Origin of the sequence: Leucobacter chromiireducens (genome assembly GCF_051993095.1) — a bacterium.
Taxonomy (GTDB): domain Bacteria; phylum Actinomycetota; class Actinomycetes; order Actinomycetales; family Microbacteriaceae; genus Leucobacter; species Leucobacter chromiireducens.
On sequence record NZ_CP197024.1, the window covers coordinates 1,046,396 to 1,067,556 of the forward strand.

At 70.0% G+C, this 21,161-nt stretch carries 16 protein-coding genes; 8 read left to right on the plus strand and 8 right to left on the minus strand.

Going from position 1 to position 21,161, the window contains the following annotated elements; translation table 11 throughout:
* Positions 1 to 74: 74 nt before the first annotated feature.
* Complete coding sequence (locus tag ACR81A_RS04680; RefSeq protein WP_440312820.1) at positions 75 to 2,282, plus strand: MMPL family transporter; 2,208 nt, start codon at positions 75 to 77, stop codon at positions 2,280 to 2,282.
* On the opposite strand, the gene ACR81A_RS04685 is transcribed toward ACR81A_RS04680, so the two are convergent.
* The 4 genes from ACR81A_RS04685 to ACR81A_RS04700 are packed head-to-tail and all read right to left on the minus strand — an operon-like array spanning position 2,279 to position 7,372.
* Positions 2,279 to 3,811 carry an ATP-binding cassette domain-containing protein gene (locus ACR81A_RS04685; protein ID WP_440312821.1) on the minus strand — a complete coding sequence of 511 codons (1,533 nt, stop codon included), beginning with the start codon at positions 3,809 to 3,811 and terminating at the stop codon, positions 2,279 to 2,281. The genes ACR81A_RS04680 and ACR81A_RS04685 overlap by 4 nt on opposite strands.
* Complete coding sequence (locus tag ACR81A_RS04690) at positions 3,808 to 4,617, minus strand: ABC transporter permease (protein ID WP_440312822.1); 810 nt, start codon at positions 4,615 to 4,617, stop codon at positions 3,808 to 3,810. The genes ACR81A_RS04685 and ACR81A_RS04690 overlap by 4 nt, the downstream gene beginning before the upstream one ends.
* The gene (locus ACR81A_RS04695; RefSeq protein WP_440312823.1) at positions 4,614 to 5,702 is read right to left on the minus strand and encodes an ABC transporter permease; all 1,089 of its coding nucleotides are present in this window, start codon (positions 5,700 to 5,702) and stop codon (positions 4,614 to 4,616) included. The genes ACR81A_RS04690 and ACR81A_RS04695 overlap by 4 nt, the downstream gene beginning before the upstream one ends.
* A gap of 2 nt (positions 5,703 to 5,704) precedes the next feature.
* On the minus strand, positions 5,705 to 7,372 hold the full coding sequence (locus ACR81A_RS04700) for an ABC transporter substrate-binding protein (RefSeq protein WP_440312824.1): 1,668 nt from the start codon (positions 7,370 to 7,372) through the stop codon (positions 5,705 to 5,707).
* Positions 7,373 to 7,546: 174 nt separating this feature from the next.
* Here ACR81A_RS04700 and ACR81A_RS04705 point away from each other — a divergent pair, with 174 nt between their 5' ends.
* Complete coding sequence (locus ACR81A_RS04705) at positions 7,547 to 8,110, plus strand: TetR/AcrR family transcriptional regulator (protein ID WP_440312825.1); 564 nt, start codon at positions 7,547 to 7,549, stop codon at positions 8,108 to 8,110.
* Between the two features lie 24 nt (positions 8,111 to 8,134).
* On the opposite strand, the gene ACR81A_RS04710 is transcribed toward ACR81A_RS04705, so the two are convergent.
* Both ACR81A_RS04710 and ACR81A_RS04715 read right to left on the minus strand, forming a co-directional pair.
* Positions 8,135 to 10,207, minus strand: coding sequence for an oxidoreductase (locus ACR81A_RS04710; RefSeq protein ID WP_440312826.1), 2,073 nt, complete (start codon positions 10,205 to 10,207; stop codon positions 8,135 to 8,137).
* 189 nt (positions 10,208 to 10,396) lie between these two features.
* Positions 10,397 to 10,600 carry a cold-shock protein gene (locus ACR81A_RS04715; protein ID WP_025133079.1) on the minus strand — a complete coding sequence of 68 codons (204 nt, stop codon included), beginning with the start codon at positions 10,598 to 10,600 and terminating at the stop codon, positions 10,397 to 10,399.
* Between the two features lie 400 nt (positions 10,601 to 11,000).
* Between ACR81A_RS04715 and ACR81A_RS04720 the strand changes: the two genes are divergently transcribed.
* The 5 genes from ACR81A_RS04720 to ACR81A_RS04740 are packed head-to-tail and all read left to right on the plus strand — an operon-like array spanning position 11,001 to position 16,983.
* Positions 11,001 to 11,912: an NUDIX hydrolase gene (locus ACR81A_RS04720; protein ID WP_440312827.1), complete on the plus strand. Its 912-nt coding sequence runs from the start codon at positions 11,001 to 11,003 to the stop codon at positions 11,910 to 11,912.
* Complete coding sequence (gene nadA, locus ACR81A_RS04725) at positions 11,909 to 13,246, plus strand: quinolinate synthase NadA (protein ID WP_440312828.1); 1,338 nt, start codon at positions 11,909 to 11,911, stop codon at positions 13,244 to 13,246. Before ACR81A_RS04720 ends, nadA begins: the two co-directional genes overlap by 4 nt.
* Positions 13,243 to 14,901 (plus strand): L-aspartate oxidase, encoded by a 1,659-nt coding sequence (locus ACR81A_RS04730; protein ID WP_440312829.1) that lies wholly within the window; start codon positions 13,243 to 13,245, stop codon positions 14,899 to 14,901. Before nadA ends, ACR81A_RS04730 begins: the two co-directional genes overlap by 4 nt.
* Positions 14,895 to 15,743 (plus strand): carboxylating nicotinate-nucleotide diphosphorylase, encoded by an 849-nt coding sequence (gene nadC, locus ACR81A_RS04735; RefSeq protein WP_440312830.1) that lies wholly within the window; start codon positions 14,895 to 14,897, stop codon positions 15,741 to 15,743. Before ACR81A_RS04730 ends, nadC begins: the two co-directional genes overlap by 7 nt.
* A 7-nt stretch (positions 15,744 to 15,750) precedes the next feature.
* Positions 15,751 to 16,983: a cysteine desulfurase family protein gene (locus ACR81A_RS04740; RefSeq protein WP_440312831.1), complete on the plus strand. Its 1,233-nt coding sequence runs from the start codon at positions 15,751 to 15,753 to the stop codon at positions 16,981 to 16,983.
* Here the strand turns inward: ACR81A_RS04740 and ACR81A_RS04745 are convergent.
* Positions 16,895 to 18,223, minus strand: coding sequence for a DUF4192 family protein (locus tag ACR81A_RS04745; protein ID WP_440312832.1), 1,329 nt, complete (start codon positions 18,221 to 18,223; stop codon positions 16,895 to 16,897). The two genes, ACR81A_RS04740 and ACR81A_RS04745, sit on opposite strands and share 89 nt — an antisense overlap.
* Positions 18,224 to 18,340: 117 nt before the next feature.
* Positions 18,341 to 20,098: an FAD-binding protein gene (locus tag ACR81A_RS04750; RefSeq protein WP_440312833.1), complete on the minus strand. Its 1,758-nt coding sequence runs from the start codon at positions 20,096 to 20,098 to the stop codon at positions 18,341 to 18,343.
* Positions 20,099 to 20,175: 77 nt separating this feature from the next.
* Here ACR81A_RS04750 and ACR81A_RS04755 point away from each other — a divergent pair, with 77 nt between their 5' ends.
* Entirely contained in the window at positions 20,176 to 21,138 is a 963-nt protein-coding gene (locus tag ACR81A_RS04755) for a LysR family transcriptional regulator (RefSeq protein ID WP_202381750.1), read from the plus strand.
* The last annotated feature ends 23 nt before the right edge of the window (positions 21,139 to 21,161 follow it).

Consider the following 21,161-nt stretch of genomic DNA (forward strand, 5'->3'; position numbering starts at 1 on the left):
GATGCTATGTTAGCCCCACAGATAAATTGCGCCGAGGATGATTATTAACCTTGGCTAGCTAAGTGGGGTGGGAGATGTCCGCGAACCGGGAACGTACGACACAGCGCGCTGAGCGGGAGTCGTCGGCGAAACGCTGGCCTACCTGGGCGCGCGTGCTCGTGCCGGCCGCGCTGATTCTCATTTGGGTCGCCGCCGCGGGCGTGGGCGGCCCGTACTTTGGCAAGGTGAGCGAGGTGTCGTCGAACGACCAAACCACCTACCTGCCGACCTCCGCGGAGGCCACGCAGGTGCAGCAGCGCCTCGGCGACTTCCGCGACGGCGACGACATTCCCGCCGTCGTCGTGCTGACGCAGCAGGACGCGTTCACGCCCGAACAGCTCAGCGCGCTGAATGAGGCCGCAGCCGAGCTGACGGACCGGGTGCCCGGAGTGGGTGAGGGACTCTCCCCGCTTATCCCCTCCGAAGACGGGCGTGCGGCACAGCTCTTCGTGCCCATCGACAGCGGCGAGGGGCTCCGCGACACCGTGAATGCGGTGGGAGACGAGCTTCGGGCCGTGGCTCCCGCTGGCGTCGAGGTCTTCCTGACGGGCCCCGCAGGGTTCACCGCCGACCTCGTGAACGGCTTCTCGGGCATCGACGGGATTCTGCTTGGCGTCGCGCTCGCCGCAGTGTTCGTGATCCTCATCATCGTGTACCGCTCGCTGCTGCTGCCCGTCGCCGTACTTGGCACGAGCGTCATCGCGCTCACGGCCGCGCTGCTGCTCAACTGGTGGCTCGCTAAGTGGGGGCTGCTCATGCTCTCGGGCCAGACGCAGGGCATCCTCTTCATCTTGGTCATCGGTGCGGCAACCGACTACTCGCTGCTCTACGTGTCTCGATACCGGGAGGAGCTGCGCCTCGTGCAGGATCGTGGCACCGCGACGTTCCGCGCACTGAAGGGCTCGCTCGAGCCTATCCTCGCCTCGGGGGGCACGGTGATCGCCGGTCTGCTCTGCCTGCTGTTGTCCGACCTGAAGTCGAACAGCTCGCTTGGGCCGATCGCGGCGATCGGCATCGTGTTCGCGATGCTCGCTGCGCTGACCCTCCTGCCCGCAATCCTCTTCGCGTTCGGGCGGGCCGCCTTCTGGCCGAAGCGGCCGAAGTACGAGCCCGAGGTGGTCGCTGCCGAGCACGGCATCCACGGCGGGGTGTGGGCGAAGCTCGCCGGCTGGATCAAGCGCCGCCACCGCCCCATCTGGATCGTTACGGCACTCGTACTTGCGGTCGGCGTGGTCGGTGCGTCGCAGCTCGACGCGAGCGGCGTGCCCCAATCGGACCTCGTGCTGGGTGCGTCCGAGGCTCGCGATGGCCAGCAGGCGCTTGGCGAACACTTCCCGGGTGGCTCGGGCAGCCCGGTCATGGTGATCACGCCGGAGAGCGAGCTGCAGGCGACGGCGGACACGCTCCTCGCCCAGTCCGGCATCGAGAGCGTGAGCGTCACCGCGCAGGACTCGCTGAGCGGCACCCTGCCGGTCACCGCAGACGGGATCGGGCAGGCCGGACCGCCCGGAATGCCGGGCGCCGCAGCGCCGCAGCCCACCGTTGCTGACGGCGACGTGTTGCTGCAGGCCACGCTCTCGGACGCAGCAGACTCGGACGCGGCAGGGGAGACGGTGCGCGATCTTCGCGCGGCGCTTGCCGACTCAGTACCGGCGGCGCTGGTCGGCGGCGTCACGGCCACCGCGATCGACACGAACGATGCGTCGATCCACGACCGCACGCTCATCATTCCGATCGTGCTGCTCGTCATCACGCTGATTCTGATGCTCCTGCTGCGCTCGCTCGTCGCCCCGCTGCTGCTCGTCGCGACGACCGTGCTCTCCTTCGGCACCGCGCTCGGGGTGGCGGGCTGGCTCTTCACCCACGTCTTCAAGTTCCCGGGAGCCGACCCCGCGGTGCCGCTCTACAGCTTCGTGTTCCTCGTGGCGCTCGGCATCGACTACAACATCTTCCTCATGACGCGCGTGCGCGAGGAGTCGCTCGCGCACGGCACCCGCCAGGGCGTGCTGCGCGGGCTGTCGATCACGGGCGGGGTCATCACCTCGGCTGGGCTCGTACTCGCGGCGACGTTCGCCGCGCTCTCCGTGATCCCAATCCTGTTCCTCGTGCAGATCGCATTCATTGTTGCCTTCGGTGTGCTGCTCGACACCTTCATCGTGCGCTCGCTGCTCGTCCCGGCGCTCAGCTACGACATCGGCCGCGCGATCTGGTGGCCGTCGAAGCTCGCCCGCGGGGAGCGCTAAACGGAGCCGCTCACGCCAGTCGCGGCGAGCAGCTCGCGCGTGAACTCGTGTTGCGGGGACCGGAACACCTGCTCGGTCGGCCCCTCCTCGATAACGCTGCCGTCGCGCATGATGAGTGTGCGGTCGGCCACCGCGCGCACGGCGGCGAGATCGTGAGACACGAAGACGAGCGCCACGTGCTCGCGCTCTTGCAACTTCCGAAGGAGCGCGAGGATGCCCGCCTGTGTGGCCATGTCGAGCGCGGAGACGGGCTCATCGCACACGAGCACATCGGGCCGCGCGGCGAGCGCGCGCGCAATTGCCACCCGCTGTCGCTGGCCCCCGGAGAGCGACACGGGGCGGCGTCGCAGCAGCTCGGGATCAAGGCCCACCGTACGCAGCAGCTCGGCGGGGGTGCGCTGCGCGCCAGATGAGGTCTGGTCAGGCCGGATCGACGCGGCGATGATGCGTTCCACGCGCCACCGCGGATCGAATGTGGCGAGCGGATCCTGCGGGATGAGCCGCGCTCGGGGCGGAGGATCTGCCTGCGCGAGTGTGCCAGAGTCTGGCCGATCGGCCCCAGCGAGCACGCGCGCGAGGGTCGTCTTTCCCGCTCCAGACTCGCCGACCACCCCGAGTGCTTCGCCGGCGCGCAGGGTGAGCGAGACACTGCGCAGCCCGGTCGTGCCGCCCGCGGGCGCCGGGAAGAGCCGGCTCGCTTCGGTCAGTGCGATGAGTTCGCGGCCCGGCCGTGGTGGCGGGCCCGGCTTCGCCCCGCGCGGAATTGCTGCGACGAGCGCCCGCCCCGCCGGGGTGCTTGGCCGTGCGAGGAACTCTGCGCTGGGCGCGCACTCCACGATGCGCCCGGCCTCGAGCACCGCCACGCGGTCTGCCACGCGAGCGACTGCGCCGAGATCGTGGCTGATCAGCAGCACGCCCGTGCCGGCATCCCGGATGCCGCTGAGATGATCGAGCACGCGCGCCGCGGTCGCTGAGTCGAGCGCGGTGGTGGGCTCGTCGGCGATGAGGAGCGGCGGCTGAGCGGCCAGGGCAGCGGCGATCAGCGCACGCTGCCGCATACCGCCCGAGAGCTCTCCGGGGCGCTGCGCGAGCCGTGCCTCGGCGTCTGGCAGGCCGGCGGCCTGCAGTGCAGCGATCACTGCGGCGCGGCGCTCGGCCCCGCGTACCCCGCGGAGTGCGAGCGCCTCGCCGACTTCGGCGCCGATCGTGCGCAGCGGATCGAGCGACTGCAATGCGTCCTGCAGCACGAGGCCGACGGTGGCGCCGCGGATGCCGCGCCACTGGCGCTGGGTGGCGCGCCGCATGTCGCGCCCGGCGACGCTCAGTGTGGTCGCCTCCACACGCCAGCGCGGGCTCGCCTGCGTCAGGCCGAGCAGCGTGCGTGCGAGCACGGACTTTCCCGCGCCGGATGAGCCGACGACGGCGAGGCACTCGCCCGGCGCGACGGTGAGCTCGAGTTCGGTGAGCACGCGTGCGCCGCCGGGCGCGGTCACGCTGAGTCCAGTGGTGTCGAGCAGGGGGATCGTCATGCGAGCTCCGTTCCACGCGCGAGGCGGCGCCCCAGCACGGTGAGCGCGGCCGCCGTGCACACGATCGCGAGGCCCGGCCCTACGGTCATCCACCAGGCGGAGGTGAGGTACACGCGGCCCGCGTTGAGCATGGCGCCCCACTCGGGGGCTGGCGGCTCGGTGCCGAGTCCGAGGAAGCCGAGCGCAGACACCCACACGATCGCCTGACCCACGCCGAGTGTGGCCGCAGACACGAGCGGCCACAGGGTGTTTGGTGCGATGTGCCGCACGAGGAGACGTGCGGGCGAAACCCCGTCGAGCCTGGCCCACTCGACGTAGCCGCTCTGCGCCACCCCGCGCACGCGCGCTCGGAGCATGCGGGCGTAGCCGGGCACGGTGGCGATCCCAATCGCGAGGATCGCTGCGGTGGGGCCGCTGCCGAGCACCGCGATGAAGAGCAGCGCCATCACGAGAGTGGGGAGCGCGAACAGCACCTCGAAGAGCCGGCCAAGCGCCGAGTCGACCACACGCGGGCCGAGCCCCGCGAGGAAGCCGAGCAGCGCGCCCGCGCCGATGCCAATGCCGGTGGCGGCGAGCCCGATGCCGACGGAGGCGCCGGCGCCGTGCACCACGCGCGTGGCCACATCGCGACCCGACTCGTCGGTGCCGAGCGGGTGCGCGAGCGACGGCGCTTGGAACGCCTCGGCCGGGTTGATTGCGAGGGGGTCGCCGGGTGCGATCAGCCCCGGGGCGACGACGGCGATCAGAGCGAGGGCGAGCAGGAGCAGGCTGGCGTACTCGGGCAGGCGCAGGCGCGGCGGGCTCATGCGGTTCCCTCCGTGCCTGCGGGGTGCGTTCCTGCGGAGTGGATGCGTGCGGTGCTCTCGCCTGCGGCGGTGCCGGGGTCGCGGACGGCACGCAGCCGCGGATCAACGAGCGGTTCGAGGAGCTCGGTGACGAGCATCACGGCGACGTAGAGCAGCGCGATGACGGTCACTCCGCCGATCACCACGGGGACATCGCGCACCATGGTCGCCTCGAGTAGCATGCGGCCGAGGCCGGGTCGCGCGAACAGCGCCTCGACCACCACGGCGCCGCTCAACAGCGAGCCGTAGGCCCAGCCCGACAGAGCGAGCGCGGGGAGTGCGGCGTGCCGCAGCGTGTGGCTGAGGAGCACGCGCGTCTCGGAGGCGCCGCGAGCGCGCGCCGTGGTGGCGAAGGGGGCGAGGTCGGCCTCCTCGAGTGAGCCGTGCATCACGTGCGCGAGGTAGCCGGCAATGGGGACAGCGAGCGTCACAACGGGCAGCACGAGACCTGCGGGGGAGGCGCCCGTGCTCGTTGCCGGGAAGAGGCCGAGCCCACTCGCGAACACGAGGATGAGCACGGCCCCGAGGAAGAAGTGCGGGGTCACCGAGACGATCGTCTCGATGCCCGAGAGCACGGCGCGCACGGCTCGCCCGATCCGCCCCCGCTGTGTCGCTGCGAGGAGCGCACCCCCGAGTGCGAGCAGCCACGCGAGGATGAGTGCGAGGGAGGCGAGCAGCACGGTCGGGGGGACGTTCGCGGCGAGGAGCTCGCTGACGGGCTGCTTCCGTGCGTAGGAGTCGCCGAACTGCAGCGTGACGGTGCGCCACAGCTGCGACAGGTATTGCACGATGAGGGGCTGGTCGAGGCCATAGTCGGAGCGGGCGCGTGCCACCGCATCGGCGCTCGCTTGGGATCCGGGGCCGCCAAGAATCGCCTCGAGCGGATCCCCGGTGGCGCGCACGGCGACGAACACGATCGTCGCGGTGACGAGCACTACGAGGATTGCGGAGCCGAGGCGTCGCAGCACCGCGAGGGCGACTCGTGCCGCCCGCGCGGTGGGTGCGGGCCCGACGGCCCGTGTGGGCCGCGTGCCCCCATCGATCATGTTTACTCCGTGAGCTGCGCGTTCACGAAGGTGGGTGTTGCCACGGTGCCGAGCGTGGTCACGCCCGTCACACCCTTCGTGAGGAAGTGGTTCTGCTGATCATAGAGCGGCAGCACGGTGTAGCTCGCGAGGATGCGCTGCTGCGCGTCGGCGTAGAGCTTCTCCCGCGCCTCGGCATTGAGCGTGTCCGAGGCCTCGTCGAGGATCGCGTCGAGCTTCGCGTCAGCCAGCTGCGCGTGGTTCGCGAAGTAGCCGGACGGGGCGGGCACGATGCCGTCCGAGTGGAAGAGGATCCGCAGCACGTCGGGCCCCACCTTCGTGTAGGGGGCGCTCACCGCTTCGTACTCGTTCGCACCCAGCGCACCGTACCAGGTGCTGAGGTCGACGGGCTCGAGCTGCACGTCGAAGCCGATCTTGCCGGTGTTCGCCTGAATCTGCTCGAACAGCGACTGCTCGGCCGCGGTCGACTGGTTCGTGCTCACGGGGAAGCGAACGGTGAGACGCTTGCCATCCTTTACGCGAACGCCGTCCGCGTCGGTCTGCGTCCAGCCTGCCTCGTCGAGCAGCTTCGCGGCCTGCGCCGCGTCGGTGGTGAACAGATCGGGATCGCTCGCGCCCGCCGGCTCCGTGCTCGCGAGGGGTGAGTACGAGCGCTCGGCGGTGCCGCGCGTCAGCGACTCGATGCCGGGGTTCGGGTCGGCGGCGCGGATGAACGCCTCGCGCACGCGGATATCGTCGAAGGGCGTCTGCGCCGAATTCAGCTCGATCCGGTTCGATGCGCCGGGGCGGGGCGCGTCGATGTGGGCGATGCCCGCGTCCTTCGCCGCGATAATGTCGCCGGGTAGCGGGTTGTCGATCACCTGCACCTCACCGGATGCGAGCGCGGCGTAGCGGGTCGCCGCGTCGGGGATGAAGCGCCACTCGATGCTCTCGAGGTGCGCCGCGCCATCGTGGTCGGCCTCGGGGCCGGGGGTGGCGTAGTCTTCGTTGCGCACGAGCGTGACCGACTGCTGCGGCGCCCAGCCCTGCACCACAAACGGCCCGGTGCCGATCGGGGACTTGCAGTTCTCCTCCATGCCGCGGGCGATTCCGGCGGGCGACTGGATCGCGGTCCACTGCTGGCTGAGCGACTCGAGCAGCGCCGAGTCGGGCGCCGAGAGGTGGAAGCGCGCGTGCGTGGCATCGACGGCTTCGACACTCTTCACCTTCTCGACTGCGAGGTAGCCCGTTGATGACTGGGTCTCGGGATCCTGCAGATGCTCGATGTTCGCTTTGACTGCTGCGGCGTCGAGCGGAGTGCCATCGGTGAAGGTGACGCCCTCGCGCAGGGTGAAGTCCCAGGTCAGCCCGTCTTCGCTCGTGGTCCACTCGCTGGCCAGCCACGGGGTGATCGTGCCGTCGGCGGTACGTCCGACGAGCGGCTCGAGGTACTGCGTCGAGATGAGTGCCTGCGGGTAGTTACCGCCCACGTGCGGGTCGAGGCAGGTGGGCTCGGCGTCGCCGGTCGCGTAGACGAGCGTGCCGCCGTCCTTCGGGGTGCCGGCGCCGGGCTCTGCGCCGGGGGTGGCGCACGAGCTGAGCATGAGGGCGGCGCCCGTGGCGAGGATCGCGAGGCCGCCGAGGCCGAGTGCGCGTGGGGCCTGTGCGGCCCGCGGGGTGTGCAGTGCCATGGGGCAACTCCGATTTCTGCTGATGCGGCTCCCGTGTACGGTGCCAGTTGCGCCGGGGGAGCGTGTTGTTAGATCGAGTTCAACAACGAGGAGTCTACCCCAGGACGCATGCCGAATGGGAGCGCGATGCGAAGCGCCGAGGGTCGCTCGTCATGCCACCGCTAGGCTGGGCCCATGAGCACTGCCGCGCGCGGGCGCCCCCGCGCCTCCTCCCGAGAGACGATCGCTGACGCCGCGACCGAGCTCTTCCTCGAGCAGGGCTACGAAGCCACCGCCGTGACCGAGATCACGCGCCGTGCGGGAGTGAGTCGCTCCAGCTTCTTCAATTACTTCGCCGGCAAGGCCGACATTCTCTGGTTTGTGCTTGACCAGCGCATCGCAGCGGTACTCGAGGCGGTTGCAGACGCCACCGTGCCGGTGCCCGAAGCGCTGGCGCTGCTCGCGGCCGGCCCCGGGCCCGAAACGCTCGCCCTGGCGATCGTGGACGCGCGCACGATGGGCGTCGAGGAGGAGCTCGCCGCGGGTCGCGCCGAGCGGCAGCTCCGTCTCGGTGCCGCGCTCGCCGAGCGACTCGTTCGCGACGGGAGCGATTCCTGGACCGCGGAGATCGCAGGCGCCGGCTACGCGGCCGCCGTACTCGGTGCGGTGTGGCGCTGGGCCGAGCGGGGCGCTGGCCGCACCCCGCTCGAGGCCCCGCTCTCGGAGGCGCTTGCCGCCTCCCGCGCCCTGCTCAGCTGACGCGGGAGGGTGTAGCGTGTCGCGCTACAGTGACGCCGCCAGGCGGGTGCCCTGGTCGATGGCTCGCTTCGCGTCGAGCTCGGCCGCAACGTCTGCGCCACCAATGAGGTGCGCGGTGATGCCGCGTTGGGCGAGCTCCACGTGGAGTGACCGCTCGGGCTCTTGTCCCGTGCAGAGCACAATCGTGTCGGCCGGGATGGTGCGCTCTGCGCCGTTCACCGCGATGCGTAGGCCCGCATCGGTGACGCCGAGGTAGCTCGCGCCGGGCACCATCTCGACGCCGCGCCGCGCGAGCTCGCCCCGGTGAATCCAGCCGGTGGTCTTGCCAAGCCCCGCACCGAGCTTCCCCGGCTTGCGCTGCAGCATGGTCACCGTGCGTGAGCTGGTCTGCTGAGCCGTGGGCGCGGCCGCCATGTTGCCGCGCGCCGCGCGCTCGCGCGGCGCGGGGTCGATCCCGCCCGTCGCCGTCGACTCAGGGTTGATGCCCCAGTGTGCGAGGAAACCCGCAACGTCCGAGGGGTCATCGTCACCCTCGTGCGTGAGAAACTCGGCGACGTCGAAGCCGATGCCGCCCGCGCCGAGGATGGCAACGCGGTCGCCCACGGGCACGCGGTCCCGCAGCACATCGAGATAGGTGACCACGCGCGGGTCGGCGAGACCCGGAAAGTCCGGGGTGCGGGGGAGCACCCCCGTCGCGAGCACCACCTCATCGAAGTCCTCGGCGGCGAGCAACTCGGCCGTCGCGGGGGAACCAAGCTTGAGCCGCACGCCAGTTTCCGCGATGCGCACGGTGAAGTAGCGCAGCGTCTCGCGGAACTCGCTCTTGCCTGGCACCTGCAGCGCGACGTTGAGTTGCCCGCCAATGCGTTCGGCGGCGTCGAAAAGGGTGACGTCGTGCCCGCGCTCTGCCGCAGTCGTCGCGCACGCGAGCCCGGCCGGACCCGATCCGACGACCGCGATCCTGCGCCGCCCCGGGGCGCGTGTGATCCGCAGCTCGGTCTCCGCGCCGGCGCGCGGATTGACTAGGCAGCTGGCGAGCTTGCCTGAGAACGTGTGGTCGAGGCACGCCTGATTGCAACCGATGCAGGTGTTGATGCGCTCGGGAGTGCCGGCAGCGGCCTTCGCGACAAACTCCGGATCCGCAAGGAACGGGCGGGCGAGCGACACGAGGTCGGCGTCTCCTGTCGCGAGGGCCCGTTCTGCCGCCTCCGGGGTGTTCACCCGGTTCGTGGTGACGAGTGGAATGCTGACCTTCCCCATGAGGCGACGTGTGACCCAGGTAAACGCGCCCCGCGGCACGGAACTTGCGATCGTGGGCACGCGAGCCTCGTGCCAGCCGATGCCCGTGTTGAGGAGGGTGGCGCCAGCAGCCTCTGCGCGGCGCGCGAGCTCGGCGACTTCCTCGGGCGTCGAGCCGCCGGGCACTAGGTCGAGCATGGAAAGCCGGTAGACGATGATGAAGTCTGTGCCGACCGCCTCGCGGGTCTGGCGAATGATCTCGAGGGGGAGACGGACCCGGTTGTCGTAGGAGCCACCCCACGCGTCGGTGCGCTGGTTGGTGCGTTCCGCGATGAACTGGTTGATGAGATAGCCCTCGGACCCCATGATTTCGACGCCGTCGTACCCGGCCTCCTGAGCGAGGCGAGCGGTGCGTACAAAGTCTGCGATCGTGCGCTCGATCTCCGCGGCGCTGAGTTCGCGCGGCGTGATCGGAGAGATGGGTGCCTGAATGGGGCTGGGCGCGACCGCCTCGGGGTGCGCTGCGTAGCGGCCCGCGTGCAGAATCTGCAGCGCGATGCGCCCGCCCTCGTCGTGGACCGCGTCGGTGATGATGCGGTGGTGGGTGACCGCCGCTGGAGTGTCGAGCAGCGCCGCACCCGGAGTAAGCCGGCCCTCGGGGTTTGGTGAGATGCCACCCGTGATGATGAGGGCGGCTCCTCCTGCCGCCCGCTCGCGGTAGAACGCGGCGAGGCGCTCAGCCCCGCCCGGTGCTTCCTCCAGGCCGAGGTGCATCGAGCCCATGATGATTCGGTTGGGAAGAGTGACGGAGCCCAGCTTGAGTGGGCTGAACAGGTGGGGATACGTCGGCGTTGACATGCGGCCCTCTCTGGTGTGCGCGGTGCTTCCGAATGTATCGACGTGCTCGGTGTGGTGTCGAACGAGCTGTGGCCTTTCTACAAGAGCCCCGCGGGCACACGAAAGGAGGCGGAGCCGAAGCCCCGCCTCCTTGGCGTTCACCGCCGAAGCGATGGGTGCGACGCGTATGCGTCGCGCAACGTCCGAACCTTAGATGGCGCGGATGTTGCTTGCCTGCAGACCCTTGGGGCCCTGCTCGATGTCGAATTCGACGCGCTGCTCTTCGAACAGGTCGCGACGGCCGTTGCCCTGGATCGCGCTGAAGTGAGCGAAGACGTCGGACGCGCCGTCATCGGGCGTGATGAAGCCGAAGCCCTTTTCGGAGTTGAACCATTTCACGGTGCCGGTGGCCATACTGTATTTCCTTTGTGTTGCTGGCCGCGAGAAGCGGCCGGGGTGCCACGGCGACGGCGCCGACGTGGAGACTGGTAGCTGTGCCGCATGTTTGCGACGGACAAAACTTGCTGGTGAATCCCAACGTTCGGCATTACTGGTCTTGCGGCTGAGCATATCCCACCTCAGAGCGCTGTTGCAGAATCGTGACAATGTCGTGTCTTTTTTCTGAGTTCCCTGAGTTCTCGCCGATCTCTCGACACTCCCGGCGGTGTGGATCGTAGGAGACGGGGCAGTTTTTCGGGCGCCGCGAGTTCAGGGAGATTTGACGGGCTCAAAAATTGCCGTACGCTGAGTAAAAGTCACTGTGACTTTAACTCCCGTATAGGGGGTGTAAATATTTCGAGCAGACGGGACAGTCATGCCGTACGGGAACGCGAGCGTGAGCGAGCGACGCACCATGCCGCCTGCCGTGGCGGTGTCTGTGGTGGCATTCGCCCTGCACCCGCCGCATGATGCGGAGCGCGACGAGACCGCGCTGTCAGCTCACCCGGGCACCGCGATCTGGGTGCCCCTGGTGCGGCGCACGCGCGCCCCGTTCCTCGGACAGTGGGCGCTCCCCGGCGGGCCGACGGAGTGGGACGAGACACTCGCGGACACCGCGCTGCGCACGCTCCGCGCAGCGGCTCGACGCGACCCCGGCTCCCTCGAGCAGCTCTACTCGTTCGGGAGTGTCGAACGCTCGGCAGAGGCGCAGCGCCTCGTGACGATCGCGTACTGGGCGCTCTACGGCGAACGCGAACTCGCCGCCCCAGCGCTCGACCTCGGTGAGACCAAAACGGACGACACGGATCGCGGCCCTGATCCCCACCGCGATCCCGCGCCGCGTCGGTGGGACGATCCCGCCCCCGCAACACAGCCCACTCAGCGCCCGCTCGCCGCGTCACAAGAAGGGGACAGCGGCAACGTGCGCTGGTTCTCGGCGGACGCGCTGCCCACGCTTGCCTTCGACCACGCGGAGATCGTCGCGCACGCGCTGGCCCGGCTCCGGGCCCGCACCGAGTACGCCGCCGTTGCGCACCGCTTCCTGGGTACCGAGTTCACGCTGAGTCAGCTCCGTACTGTGACTGAGGCGGTGCGCGGTGAGGCCGTCGATCCCGCAAACTTTCGCCGGCAGGCACTCGCGCGCGGCGGCCTCGTGGACACCGGCCGCCTCACGGCGGGCGGTGCCCACCGTCCCGCCCGCCTCTACCGCTTCAGCGAGGCCGACGAATCCTCGGCGCCCTCGACCGCCCCACTGCTTTCATCCTCTCAGACAAGGAGCGCCTCATGACGAGCGTGCACGAACTCATCCGCGACGCTGCAGAGCGTGAAGCCGCGGCCACCAAGCGGGGAACGGGGCGACCGAGCGCCGCGCCGCACCGCCGCCCGATCGCGCTGCGGGCGACCGGGGCGTCGAGCTGCGACACGGGCCTCGTACGCGACCCCTGGGCGATCGATCAGGATCCGGGATACGGGCCCGGAGCGTCGGCCGACGACGAGATTCCCGGCGCCGCGCCGCGCCAGGGGCCGCTGCCCGCAAAGTACACGGACGCGAGCGACGAAGAGCTCACGGAGTGGATCCGGGCGGCGAAGGAAGCGTTAGGGGAGCGCGTGCGCATCCTTGGCCACTTCTACCAGCGCGATGAGATCGTCGAGCACGCAGACTTCGTCGGCGACTCGTTCATGCTCGCGCAGGCGGCGAAGGAGCACCCCGAGGCGGAGGCATTCGTATTCTGCGGGGTCCACTTCATGGCCGAAACCGCGGATATCCTCTCCGGGCCCGAACAGTCCGTGATCCTGCCGAACCTTGCCGCGGGTTGCTCGATGGCCGATATGGCGACGATCGAGCAGGTGGAGGATTGCTGGCGCGAGCTCACCGGATCGCTCGGTCCCGCCGAGCCCGGCGGCCTGCAGCCCGTCATTCCGGTCACGTACATGAACTCTTCTGCCGCGATTAAGGCGTTCTGCGGGCGCAATGGCGGAATCGTGTGTACCTCATCGAACGCGCGCACCGTGCTCGAGTGGGCGTTTGCCCGTGGCCAGCGCGTGGTGTTCTTCCCTGACCAGCACCTCGGCCGCAACACCGCGAAGGCCATGGGCATCCCGGAGAGCGAGATGCCGCTCTGGCGACCCCACCTCGCACTCGGGGGGAACACCGAAGAGCAGCTGCGCGACGCGAAGGTGATCCTGTGGAACGGTTTCTGCTCGGTGCACAAGCGTTTCACGGTCGGACAGATCGAGCAGGCACGCGCCGAATTCCCCGGCGTGCGAGTGATCGTGCACCCTGAGTGTCCGGCTGCCGTGGTCGAGGCGGCCGATGGCGCCGGTTCCACCGAGTACATTCGCAAGGAGATTGAGGCGGCTGCGCCCGGCAGCGTGATCGCGGTGGGCACCGAGATTAACCTCGTCAACCGGCTGCAGGAGCAGCGGCCCGACCTCACGATCTTCTGCCTCGATCCGGTCGTGTGCCCGTGCTCCACCATGTACCGCATTCACCCCGCATACCTGGCCTGGACGCTGGAGTTGCTCCTTGCCGGCGAGACGCCGAACCGCATCACCGTCTCCGAGGCCGTTGCCGACGACTCGCGGGTGGCGCTCGAGCGGATGCTCGCGGCCCGGCCATGATCCTCATCGTCGGCTCGGGGATCGCCGGGCTCGCCGCGGCGCTTGCGGCAGTGGCCGCCGGCGCGGATGTTGAGCTTGTGCTCCCGGGCCGCCTCGACCCGCTCAGCGGGGGCGCAGGGGGAAACACCGCGCTCGCCCAGGGTGGTGTCGCGGCCGCGATCGGTGCGGCGGACTCAGTGCGGGATCATCTCGCGGATACCGTGGCCGCCGGGGCTGGGCTCGTCGACGTCGAGGCGGCCACCGCGCTGGTGAGCGATGGGGCCCGGCGCGTGCGCGAGCTCATCGAGGCCGGTTGGCCGGTGGACCGTGCGGACGATGGCAGCCCCGCGCTCGGGCGCGAGGCAGCGCACGGACGCTCGCGGGTGGTGCACGCGGGCGGGGATCGCACGGGCGAGGGACTGCATGCGTACGTGCGCGCCCAGGTGCGTGCCGCTGCGGAAGGCGGGCGTCTGGTGCTTCGCGAGCACAGCCGAGTCACTGCGTTGCGTCGAACGGCGGGTGTCGTGGTGGGTGCGGAGTTTGTTGGGCCAGACGGCGCCCGGAGGAGCTGCGCGGCAGACGCCGTGGTGCTCGCGACGGGGGGCTACGCCAGCCTCTTTCCGCGCACCTCGAACGACGCTGCTGCCGTGGGCAGCGGCGTGCTGCTTGCTGCCCGGGCGGGTGCGCTTGTTGCCGACCTCGAGTTTGTGCAGTTCCACCCGACCGTGTTGCATGTCGGTGACGGGGCGGGCCGCGGCGACCTCATATCGGAAGCGGTGCGTGGCGCCGGCGCGGTGCTGCGCGACGGGGCCGGCTCGCGGTTCATGGAGTCCGCTCACCCACGGGCCGAGCTCGCGCCGCGCGACGTCGTGTCGCGCACCATCCATCGCGTGTTGCGCGAGCGCGGCGAATCGACGGTGTGGCTTGACGCCACCGGGATTGAGACCGCGGGTGGACCAGGCACGCTGGCTCGTCGTTTCCCCGGTATTTCCGAGACGCTCGCTGCGCACGGGATCGACTGGAGTCGTGAGTCGGTGCCCGTATCGCCCGCGGCGCACTACGCCATGGGTGGGGTGTTGAGCGACTTGGACGGGCGCAGCAGTGTGCCCGGGCTATTCGTGGCCGGCGAGGTGGCGTCCACCGGTGTACACGGCGCGAACCGGTTGGCGTCGAACTCACTGCTCGAGGGGCTCGTGTTCGGCGATCGCGCTGGCGCCGCGGCGGCAGCATGGAGTCGCGAGCCCGGCGAAACGTGGTCCACGCGCGGCGCAGGTTTCGCAGAGCTCAGCGCGTCGGCCCTCACTGTTCCGCTGCGACGCGACCCCGCGAGCGGACAGGCGGGCACGGAGGACTCCGCAGTGCGGGGAGCCATCGCGCGCGGGCTGGGAATCGAACGCGATGCCGCGGGGCTCCGCGACGTCCTCTCTGCCTGCGATGCCGCGACGGGAGACTCCGCCGAGCTAGCCTCGATGATCGCGCACGCGGCGAGCGAGCGGCGAGAGTCGCGCGGAGCGCACCAGCGCGCCGACTTCCCCGAGACCAACTTCATTGCGGCCGACACCGCCGGGTCGTCCTCGGGCCCCAGCTCGCGTGCCGCACAGCGCACTGCCTTCCACTTCACCCGAATACTGCCCTCTTCCGCAGACCTCACGGCTAGGAGCTTTGCCGCATGCTGACCCCCCAACTCACCACGGACGTTGTCTCGCGCGCGCTCGCCGAGGACGCGCCGTGGGGTGACCTGACGGTCGCGCTCACCATCCCCGAGGACGCAACGATCGCCACCCGGCTGGTCGCGCGGGAGGCCGGGGTATTCGCCGGTGGCGCGCTCGTCGAAGCGGCGTTCCGGCAGACAGATTCCCGCGTGAAGCTGAGCGAACTCGCGGCAGACGGCACGTCGTTCGAAGCAGGAGACGTGCTGGCTCGCATCGCTGGCCCCGCGCGCGCGGTGCTCACCGCTGAGCGAATCGCCCTGAACTTCAGCCAGCGGATGAGCGGCATTGCGACGCTCACCGCGCGCTTCGTCGCCGCGGTGGAACACACCCCGGTGCGCATTGCGGACACTCGAAAGACCACGCCCGGCCTGCGCGCGCTCGAGAAGCACGCGGTGCGCATGGGAGGCGGCTCGAATCACCGCTTCAGCCTGTCCGACGCAATCATGGTGAAGGACAACCACCTTGCGGCTCTCGGCGCAGTTGACCCCGAGAGCACCACTGCGGCGCTTGCGGGACTGCGCGAGCGTGTCGGGCACACGACGGCGATCATCGTCGAAGTGGATCGGATCGATCAGATCGAAGCGGTGCTCGCCGCTCACCCGACCGGGCTGCTGCTCGACAACTTCACGAACGACGAGCTGCGCGCGGGCGTCGAGCTCATCGCCGGGCGCGCCATCGTTGAGGCGAGCGGCGGGGTGAATCTCGATACCGTGGCGGGCATCGCGGAGACGGGGGTTGACGTGATCTCCGTCGGGCAACTGACCCACGGTGCACGGGCGCTCGACCTCGGCCTCGATGCTGAGTGAGCCACGGATGAGCGGGACACAGCCGGGTTACCTCGATGCGGCGGCGACCGCGCCGTTGCGCCCCGAAGCGCGCGCCGCGATGACCGCGGTGTGGGACGAGGGACATGCGAACGCATCGAGCGTGCACGCGGCGGGCACGCGGGCACGGGCCGCGGTGGAGCACGCGCGGGCGCAGATCGCCGCAGCTCTGGGTGCGCGGCCTGCAGAGCTCGTCTTCACCTCGGGCGGCACTGAGGCGAATGCGCTGGCGCTCACCGGGCTCGCGCTTGCTCGCCCACGGGGCAGGCACCTCATCGTCTCGGCGATCGAACACTCCTCGGTCCTCGAGTCCGCGCGCTTCCTGGAACGGGTCTTCGGCTTCGAGCTGACCGTGCTGCCAGTGGATGATCGCGGACGGGTGAGCCTCGCCGCGGTGGACGCAGCTCTTCGGGAGGACACGACGCTCCTCTCAATCGGACTCGCGAACGGCGAGATCGGCACCGTGCAGTCGCTCACGGACATCGCGGCGGCGGCGCACGCCCGGGGTGCGCTCGTCCACTCGGACGCCGTGCAGGCCGCTGCGACGCTGCCCGTCTCATTCAGCGACCGCGGGCTCGCGGCCAGCGAGGTGGCCGGCCAGCCGGCGCCGTGGCCCGGCGCCGCGGTCGACGCGCTCACGATCGCCTCGCACAAGTTTGGTGGGCCACAGGGCGTCGGGGCCCTCCTCGTGCGAACGCGGCTCCCGCTTGAACCGTTGCTGCACGGGGGCGGGCAGGAGCGAGGCCTGCGCTCGGGCACAGAGAACGTTGCTGGGATCGCGGGCTTCGGCGCCGCCGTGACCGCGGCGCACGAACAGATCGGGCGGAGCGCGCTGGCGCTCATGCGAAGCCGAGACGCGCTGATCGCTGCGGTGACCGCTGGGGTGCCGGGCGCGAGACTCAGCGGTGATCCGGTGGAACGGCTGCCCGGCCACGCGTCGTTTACGATCGCCGGGGTGAGCGGAGAATCGCTGCTCGTGGCGCTCGACGCCGCGGGTCTTGCGGTCTCCTCCGGCTCCGCATGCGCGGCGGGGCGCTCCGACCCTTCCCCCACGCTCCTCGCACTCGGGGTGTCGCCGGAGCTCGCACAATCGGCCTTGCGCTTCACCCTGCCGAACGAGATCCCGCATGAGCTCATTGACCGGGTGGTGGAGGTGCTTCGAGCTGAGGTTGCGCGGGCGCAGGCCCCTCGACTCGCGCGATATGGCTCGGCACCGAGATGAGTTCGCGGAGCATTGAGACGAGTGGGTGTGCCGGGGTCGTCTGCTCCGCCGCAGCGAGGTGCTGGTCCGCGACGCTCTGCATTCCCGTCAGCCACCACACCCACCCACTGAGCGCGTAGAGCGGCGCGCGGTGAGCGGGCGGGCACTCGGAGATCGCCTCCGCGAGGCGCGCCCGCACATGGACGAGCCGCGAGCGCTCAGTGAACTCGGGTGAGAGAAGCGCGAGCAGCCAGTGCAGCGACCACGCCCCGGGCGTGGGGTCGTCGACCGGCAGGGCCGCGAGCCTGCGCTCCGCGACGCTTCCGCTGCGCAGGTTCTTGGCAAGGATTGACGCGCTGAGAATGCCGAGTGCGGCGGCGGCCCACACGCGGTGGTCTCGCAGCCCCGCAATGAGCCGGGCGGTGGGCTCGGGGCCGAGCGGCGTCGTGCGCCCGAGATCCTGTGCGATCGCTCGTGCCCGCGCGAGCCACCCGGGATCGCCGAGCGGCGGCTGTCGGAGCACTGGCGAATCCTGAAGACAGGCGCCCAGTGCGGCGTCAACAGCACGCGCCCGTTCGCGGGGCGCACGCGGGATGCGGCCGAGGGTGCGTTGATCTGGGATCGCCCCCGTCTGCACGGCAGCGGAGAGCGCGATGGGGGCGAGAGTGAGCTCGCTGAGCGGTCGCCCGCTGCGGGGCCAGGCGTCGGCAAGGTAGCTCACCCAGCCATCGGGGGCGCGGCAGCATAGCTCGCGCACGGGATACCCAGCACGAGGGAGTCGTGCCCGCAGCCGTGCGGCCAACCGTTGCCAGGGCGGGCCCCCGCCCGCGAATCGCACCTCGGTAAAGATTGCGAGTCCGACGGAGACCTGGGCAACGGGCTCGGCGGAAATGTCTGCGGCTGTGTGCATGTCGGTGTGCTTGCCTGTGCGCGCGTCTGCATGCTGGTCTGGGGCTGTGCCAGAGTCGTGGTCTTGGCCCGCAAGGGAGTCGAGCGCGGTGCGCACCGTGTCGAGAAGCGCGTCGACGTGCTCGGGGCTCTCATCGGGCGGCAGGTCCATGCGCAGCGCTTCGCGCGAACGGGTACCGATGAATCTCACAATGGTCAGGCTGCTGCGCGGTTCGAAGCCGAGCAGATGCGGCAGCACAGCAAGGAAGTCTGCGGGGGTGCCGCAGGCGAGCACGTGCGGCGACGCCGCGGGCGGGCGGAGCGTGTGTTCGGGAGCGGAACGGACAGAATCGGTGGGCAGCTCGTGGGTCATGCCACTGATCCTCAGCGATGCGTGGGGAGCGCTTCCAGTTCTCCACAGCACACCGCCCGGTGGCCGCAAATATGCGGAAACCGGGCGGTGTGAGCGAGCGGTGAGGGTCTCGCGCGACTACTCGACGAGCTTTCCCGCGACCGAGTCGTCGGCATCCGCGTAGGCGAGCTCGCGGAACGAATCGGGTGCATCCGGCAGCGCTTCGAACCGGGCCCCACCCTGCGGCGTCCACACGAAGTTGCCGCGCAGTTCAGCGCTCGTCTCCGGGAAATCGGAGCGGTTGTGGCAGCCACGCGTCTCGCGCCGCTCCAGCGCGCACTCGAGGGTGGCGCGTGCCGCGAGAATCGAGCCGTACAGATCGAAGGCGTGGGCCAGGTCGTCGAAGCCCGCGATATCCGGGTGGGCGGTGACGTTCGCCACGCGCTCTTCGATTGCGGCGAGCTTGTCGAGGCCAGCCCGCAGCCCCTCCTCGCTGCGCACCACACCCGCGTGCTCGGTCATGAGATCGCGCAGGGCGCGCTGCAGTCGACGCGGGCTCTCGGTGCCCGTGCCCTCGAGCAGTCCGGTCATCTCAGCGCGTGCCTCGGCCACTGCGGCAGGATCGCGGTGCACCTCGGTGATCCCGCCCACGTACTCGGCTGCGTCCGTGCCGGTGATGCGGCCGTAGACGAGCAGCTCGATCAGGGAGTTACCGCCGAGGCGGTTCGCGCCGTGGAGGCCGCTTGACGCCTCGCCGATCGCGTACAGGCCGTCAACGCCGGTGCCGTGATCCTCGGGGCGCACCCACACGCCGCCCATCGAGTAGTGCGCGGTGGGGGCGATTTCGATCGGCTCCTCGGTGATGTCGAGCATCTGCAGGTCGATCAGGTTGCGGTAGACGCGCGGCAGCTTCGAGAGGATCTGTTCGCGGGGGAGGTGCGAGACGTCGAGGTACACGCCGCCGTTCGTGGTGCCGCGCCCCTCAACAATCTCCGTGTAGCTCGCAAGCGCCACACGGTCGCGGGTCGAGAGCTCCATGCGCTCGGGGTCGTACTTCTCCATGTAGCGCTCGCCGAGCGCGTTGCGGAGAATGCCGCCTTCACCGCGCGCAGCTTCGGAGACGAGCAGTCCCGCAGCTTCTGCGGGCTCAAGGATGCCTGAGGGGTGGAACTGTACGAGCTCTGCGTCGCGGATCTTGCCGCCGGCGAGGGCCGCGAGGCGGAACGAATCGCCGGTGTTCTCATCGCGCCGCGACGACGTGTTGCGCCAGATGCGCGTGTGCCCGCCGGCCGCGAGGATCACCGCGTCGGCGTTGATCTGCACTGGCGTGCCGTCGACGATGTCGAAGCCGTAGGCGCCGAAGATGCGACCCTTGCTCGTCAGCAGTCGGGTGATGTAGATCGTGTCAACGATGGGTACCTGGAGCTCGGCGGCGCGACGCATGAGCGTGCGCTGGATCTCGAGCCCCGTGTAGTCGCCCGCGTAGGCGGTGCGGCGGTACTTGTGCGCGCCGAAGAAGCGCTGGCTGATGCGACCGTCCTCCTCGCGGGCGAAGGGCATGCCCCAGCGCTCAAGATCAGCGATGCCCTCGGCGGCACCCCGGGTAACCACCTCGACGATGGCGGGGTCTGCCAGGAAGTAGGACTCGCGCAGGGTGTCGGCAGCGTGCTGCTCCCAGCTGTCCTCCGGGTCCATCGTGCCAAGCGCGGCATTGATGCCGCCTGCTGCAAGCGTGGTGTGTGCGTCGTGTGCGCGACGCTTGCCGACGGCGAGCACCTGCACCCCGCGTTCGGCGAGTTCGATGGACGCGCGCAGGCCGGCGCCGCCCGTGCCGATCACGAGGACGGAGGTGGAGAGCAGACGCTCGGTGCGGTGGGAACTGGTGGGTGAAGTCATGCGGACCACGTTAGGGAGCGCGCAATGATTACTCCAATGAATAGAACGGATCACCACGATACGGTTAGGCTATCGATATGAACCTTGAACAACTCCGCGGCTTCGCGGAAATTGCCGCGACCGGCCATTTCACGCGCGCGGCGGAGCAGCTGCACCTCGCGCAGCCCTCTCTGAGCCGCCAGATCTCGAGCCTCGAACGCGAGCTCGGTGTCGAGCTGTTTCACAGGGTGCGGGGCAACGTCGCGCTCACCAGTGCCGGCGAACGGCTGCTGCCGCTCGCGCGGCGGATGCTTGCGGACGCCGATACGGCGCGCAGCGAGATGGCCGAGCTCGCGGGCCTCAAACGGGGCAGGATCCGCTTGGGCGCAACGCCCACCCTGTGCACGAGCCTCGTCGTCGACGTGATCGCAGAGTTCCACGCGCGCTACCCCGGGATCGACATCGAGATTCTCGAGCGGGGATCGCGCACCCTGATCGGTGCTCTGGTCGAGGGCGGGCTCGACCTGGCGCTCATCGTCACGAGCGTCGCGGCGGGGGAGGCGCGGGCCGTGCTCGAACGCGAGCCGATCCTGAGTGAGCGGCTCGTGGTGGTCTCGGCCGCGCACCTGCCTGATCCGTTCGCGCGCGCGACGGCGCCGGCGGGGCGGGCGGTGCCCCTCGCGGAACTCGCAGCGGTGCCCCAGATTGCATTCCCTGAGAACTACGATCTGCGGGTAGCAATGGATGTTGCCTACCGGGCGGCGGGGCTCACCCCCGTGGTCGCGGTCGAGGGCGTCGAGATGGATGCGGCGCTGCGGTTCGCGGAGCGCGGGATTGGGGTTGCGGTGGTGCCCGCGATGGTGGCGATCGATCGCCCCAAGCTTCGCGCCACCCCGCTCGCGGGCCCCGAGCTGACGCGCACGGTGAGCCTCGCGCGGCGCTCCGACATGGCGCCGACGCCGTCTGGCGCCGCGCTGCAAGCGCTGATCCGCGAGATCGCTGACCGTTTGGCGTCGGGCGGCCCGACGGAGGAGCTCGTCAGCCGAGTGGCGGCAGGGTAGCGCTGTGCGGGCGTCGTGAGCCG

Bases quoted from the DNA above. Each gene is read 5' to 3' on its own strand.
- ACR81A_RS04750 (WP_440312833.1), bottom strand. From the start codon at position 20,098: ATGACTTCACCCACCAGTTCCCACCGCACCGAGCGTCTGCTCTCCACC.
- ACR81A_RS04730 (WP_440312829.1), top strand. From the start codon at position 13,243: ATGATCCTCATCGTCGGCTCGGGGATCGCCGGGCTCGCCGCGGCGCTT.
- nadC (WP_440312830.1), top strand. From the start codon at position 14,895: ATGCTGACCCCCCAACTCACCACGGACGTTGTCTCGCGCGCGCTCGCC.
- ACR81A_RS04680 (WP_440312820.1), top strand. From the start codon at position 75: ATGTCCGCGAACCGGGAACGTACGACACAGCGCGCTGAGCGGGAGTCG.
- ACR81A_RS04720 (WP_440312827.1), top strand. From the start codon at position 11,001: ATGCCGTACGGGAACGCGAGCGTGAGCGAGCGACGCACCATGCCGCCT.
- ACR81A_RS04755 (WP_202381750.1), top strand. From the start codon at position 20,176: ATGAACCTTGAACAACTCCGCGGCTTCGCGGAAATTGCCGCGACCGGC.
- ACR81A_RS04690 (WP_440312822.1), bottom strand. From the start codon at position 4,617: ATGAGCCCGCCGCGCCTGCGCCTGCCCGAGTACGCCAGCCTGCTCCTG.
- ACR81A_RS04740 (WP_440312831.1), top strand. From the start codon at position 15,751: ATGAGCGGGACACAGCCGGGTTACCTCGATGCGGCGGCGACCGCGCCG.
- ACR81A_RS04745 (WP_440312832.1), bottom strand. From the start codon at position 18,223: ATGACCCACGAGCTGCCCACCGATTCTGTCCGTTCCGCTCCCGAACAC.
- nadA (WP_440312828.1), top strand. From the start codon at position 11,909: ATGACGAGCGTGCACGAACTCATCCGCGACGCTGCAGAGCGTGAAGCC.
- ACR81A_RS04705 (WP_440312825.1), top strand. From the start codon at position 7,547: ATGAGCACTGCCGCGCGCGGGCGCCCCCGCGCCTCCTCCCGAGAGACG.
- ACR81A_RS04685 (WP_440312821.1), bottom strand. From the start codon at position 3,811: ATGACGATCCCCCTGCTCGACACCACTGGACTCAGCGTGACCGCGCCC.
- ACR81A_RS04700 (WP_440312824.1), bottom strand. From the start codon at position 7,372: ATGGCACTGCACACCCCGCGGGCCGCACAGGCCCCACGCGCACTCGGC.
- ACR81A_RS04695 (WP_440312823.1), bottom strand. From the start codon at position 5,702: ATGATCGATGGGGGCACGCGGCCCACACGGGCCGTCGGGCCCGCACCC.
- ACR81A_RS04710 (WP_440312826.1), bottom strand. From the start codon at position 10,207: ATGTCAACGCCGACGTATCCCCACCTGTTCAGCCCACTCAAGCTGGGC.
- ACR81A_RS04715 (WP_025133079.1), bottom strand. From the start codon at position 10,600: ATGGCCACCGGCACCGTGAAATGGTTCAACTCCGAAAAGGGCTTCGGC.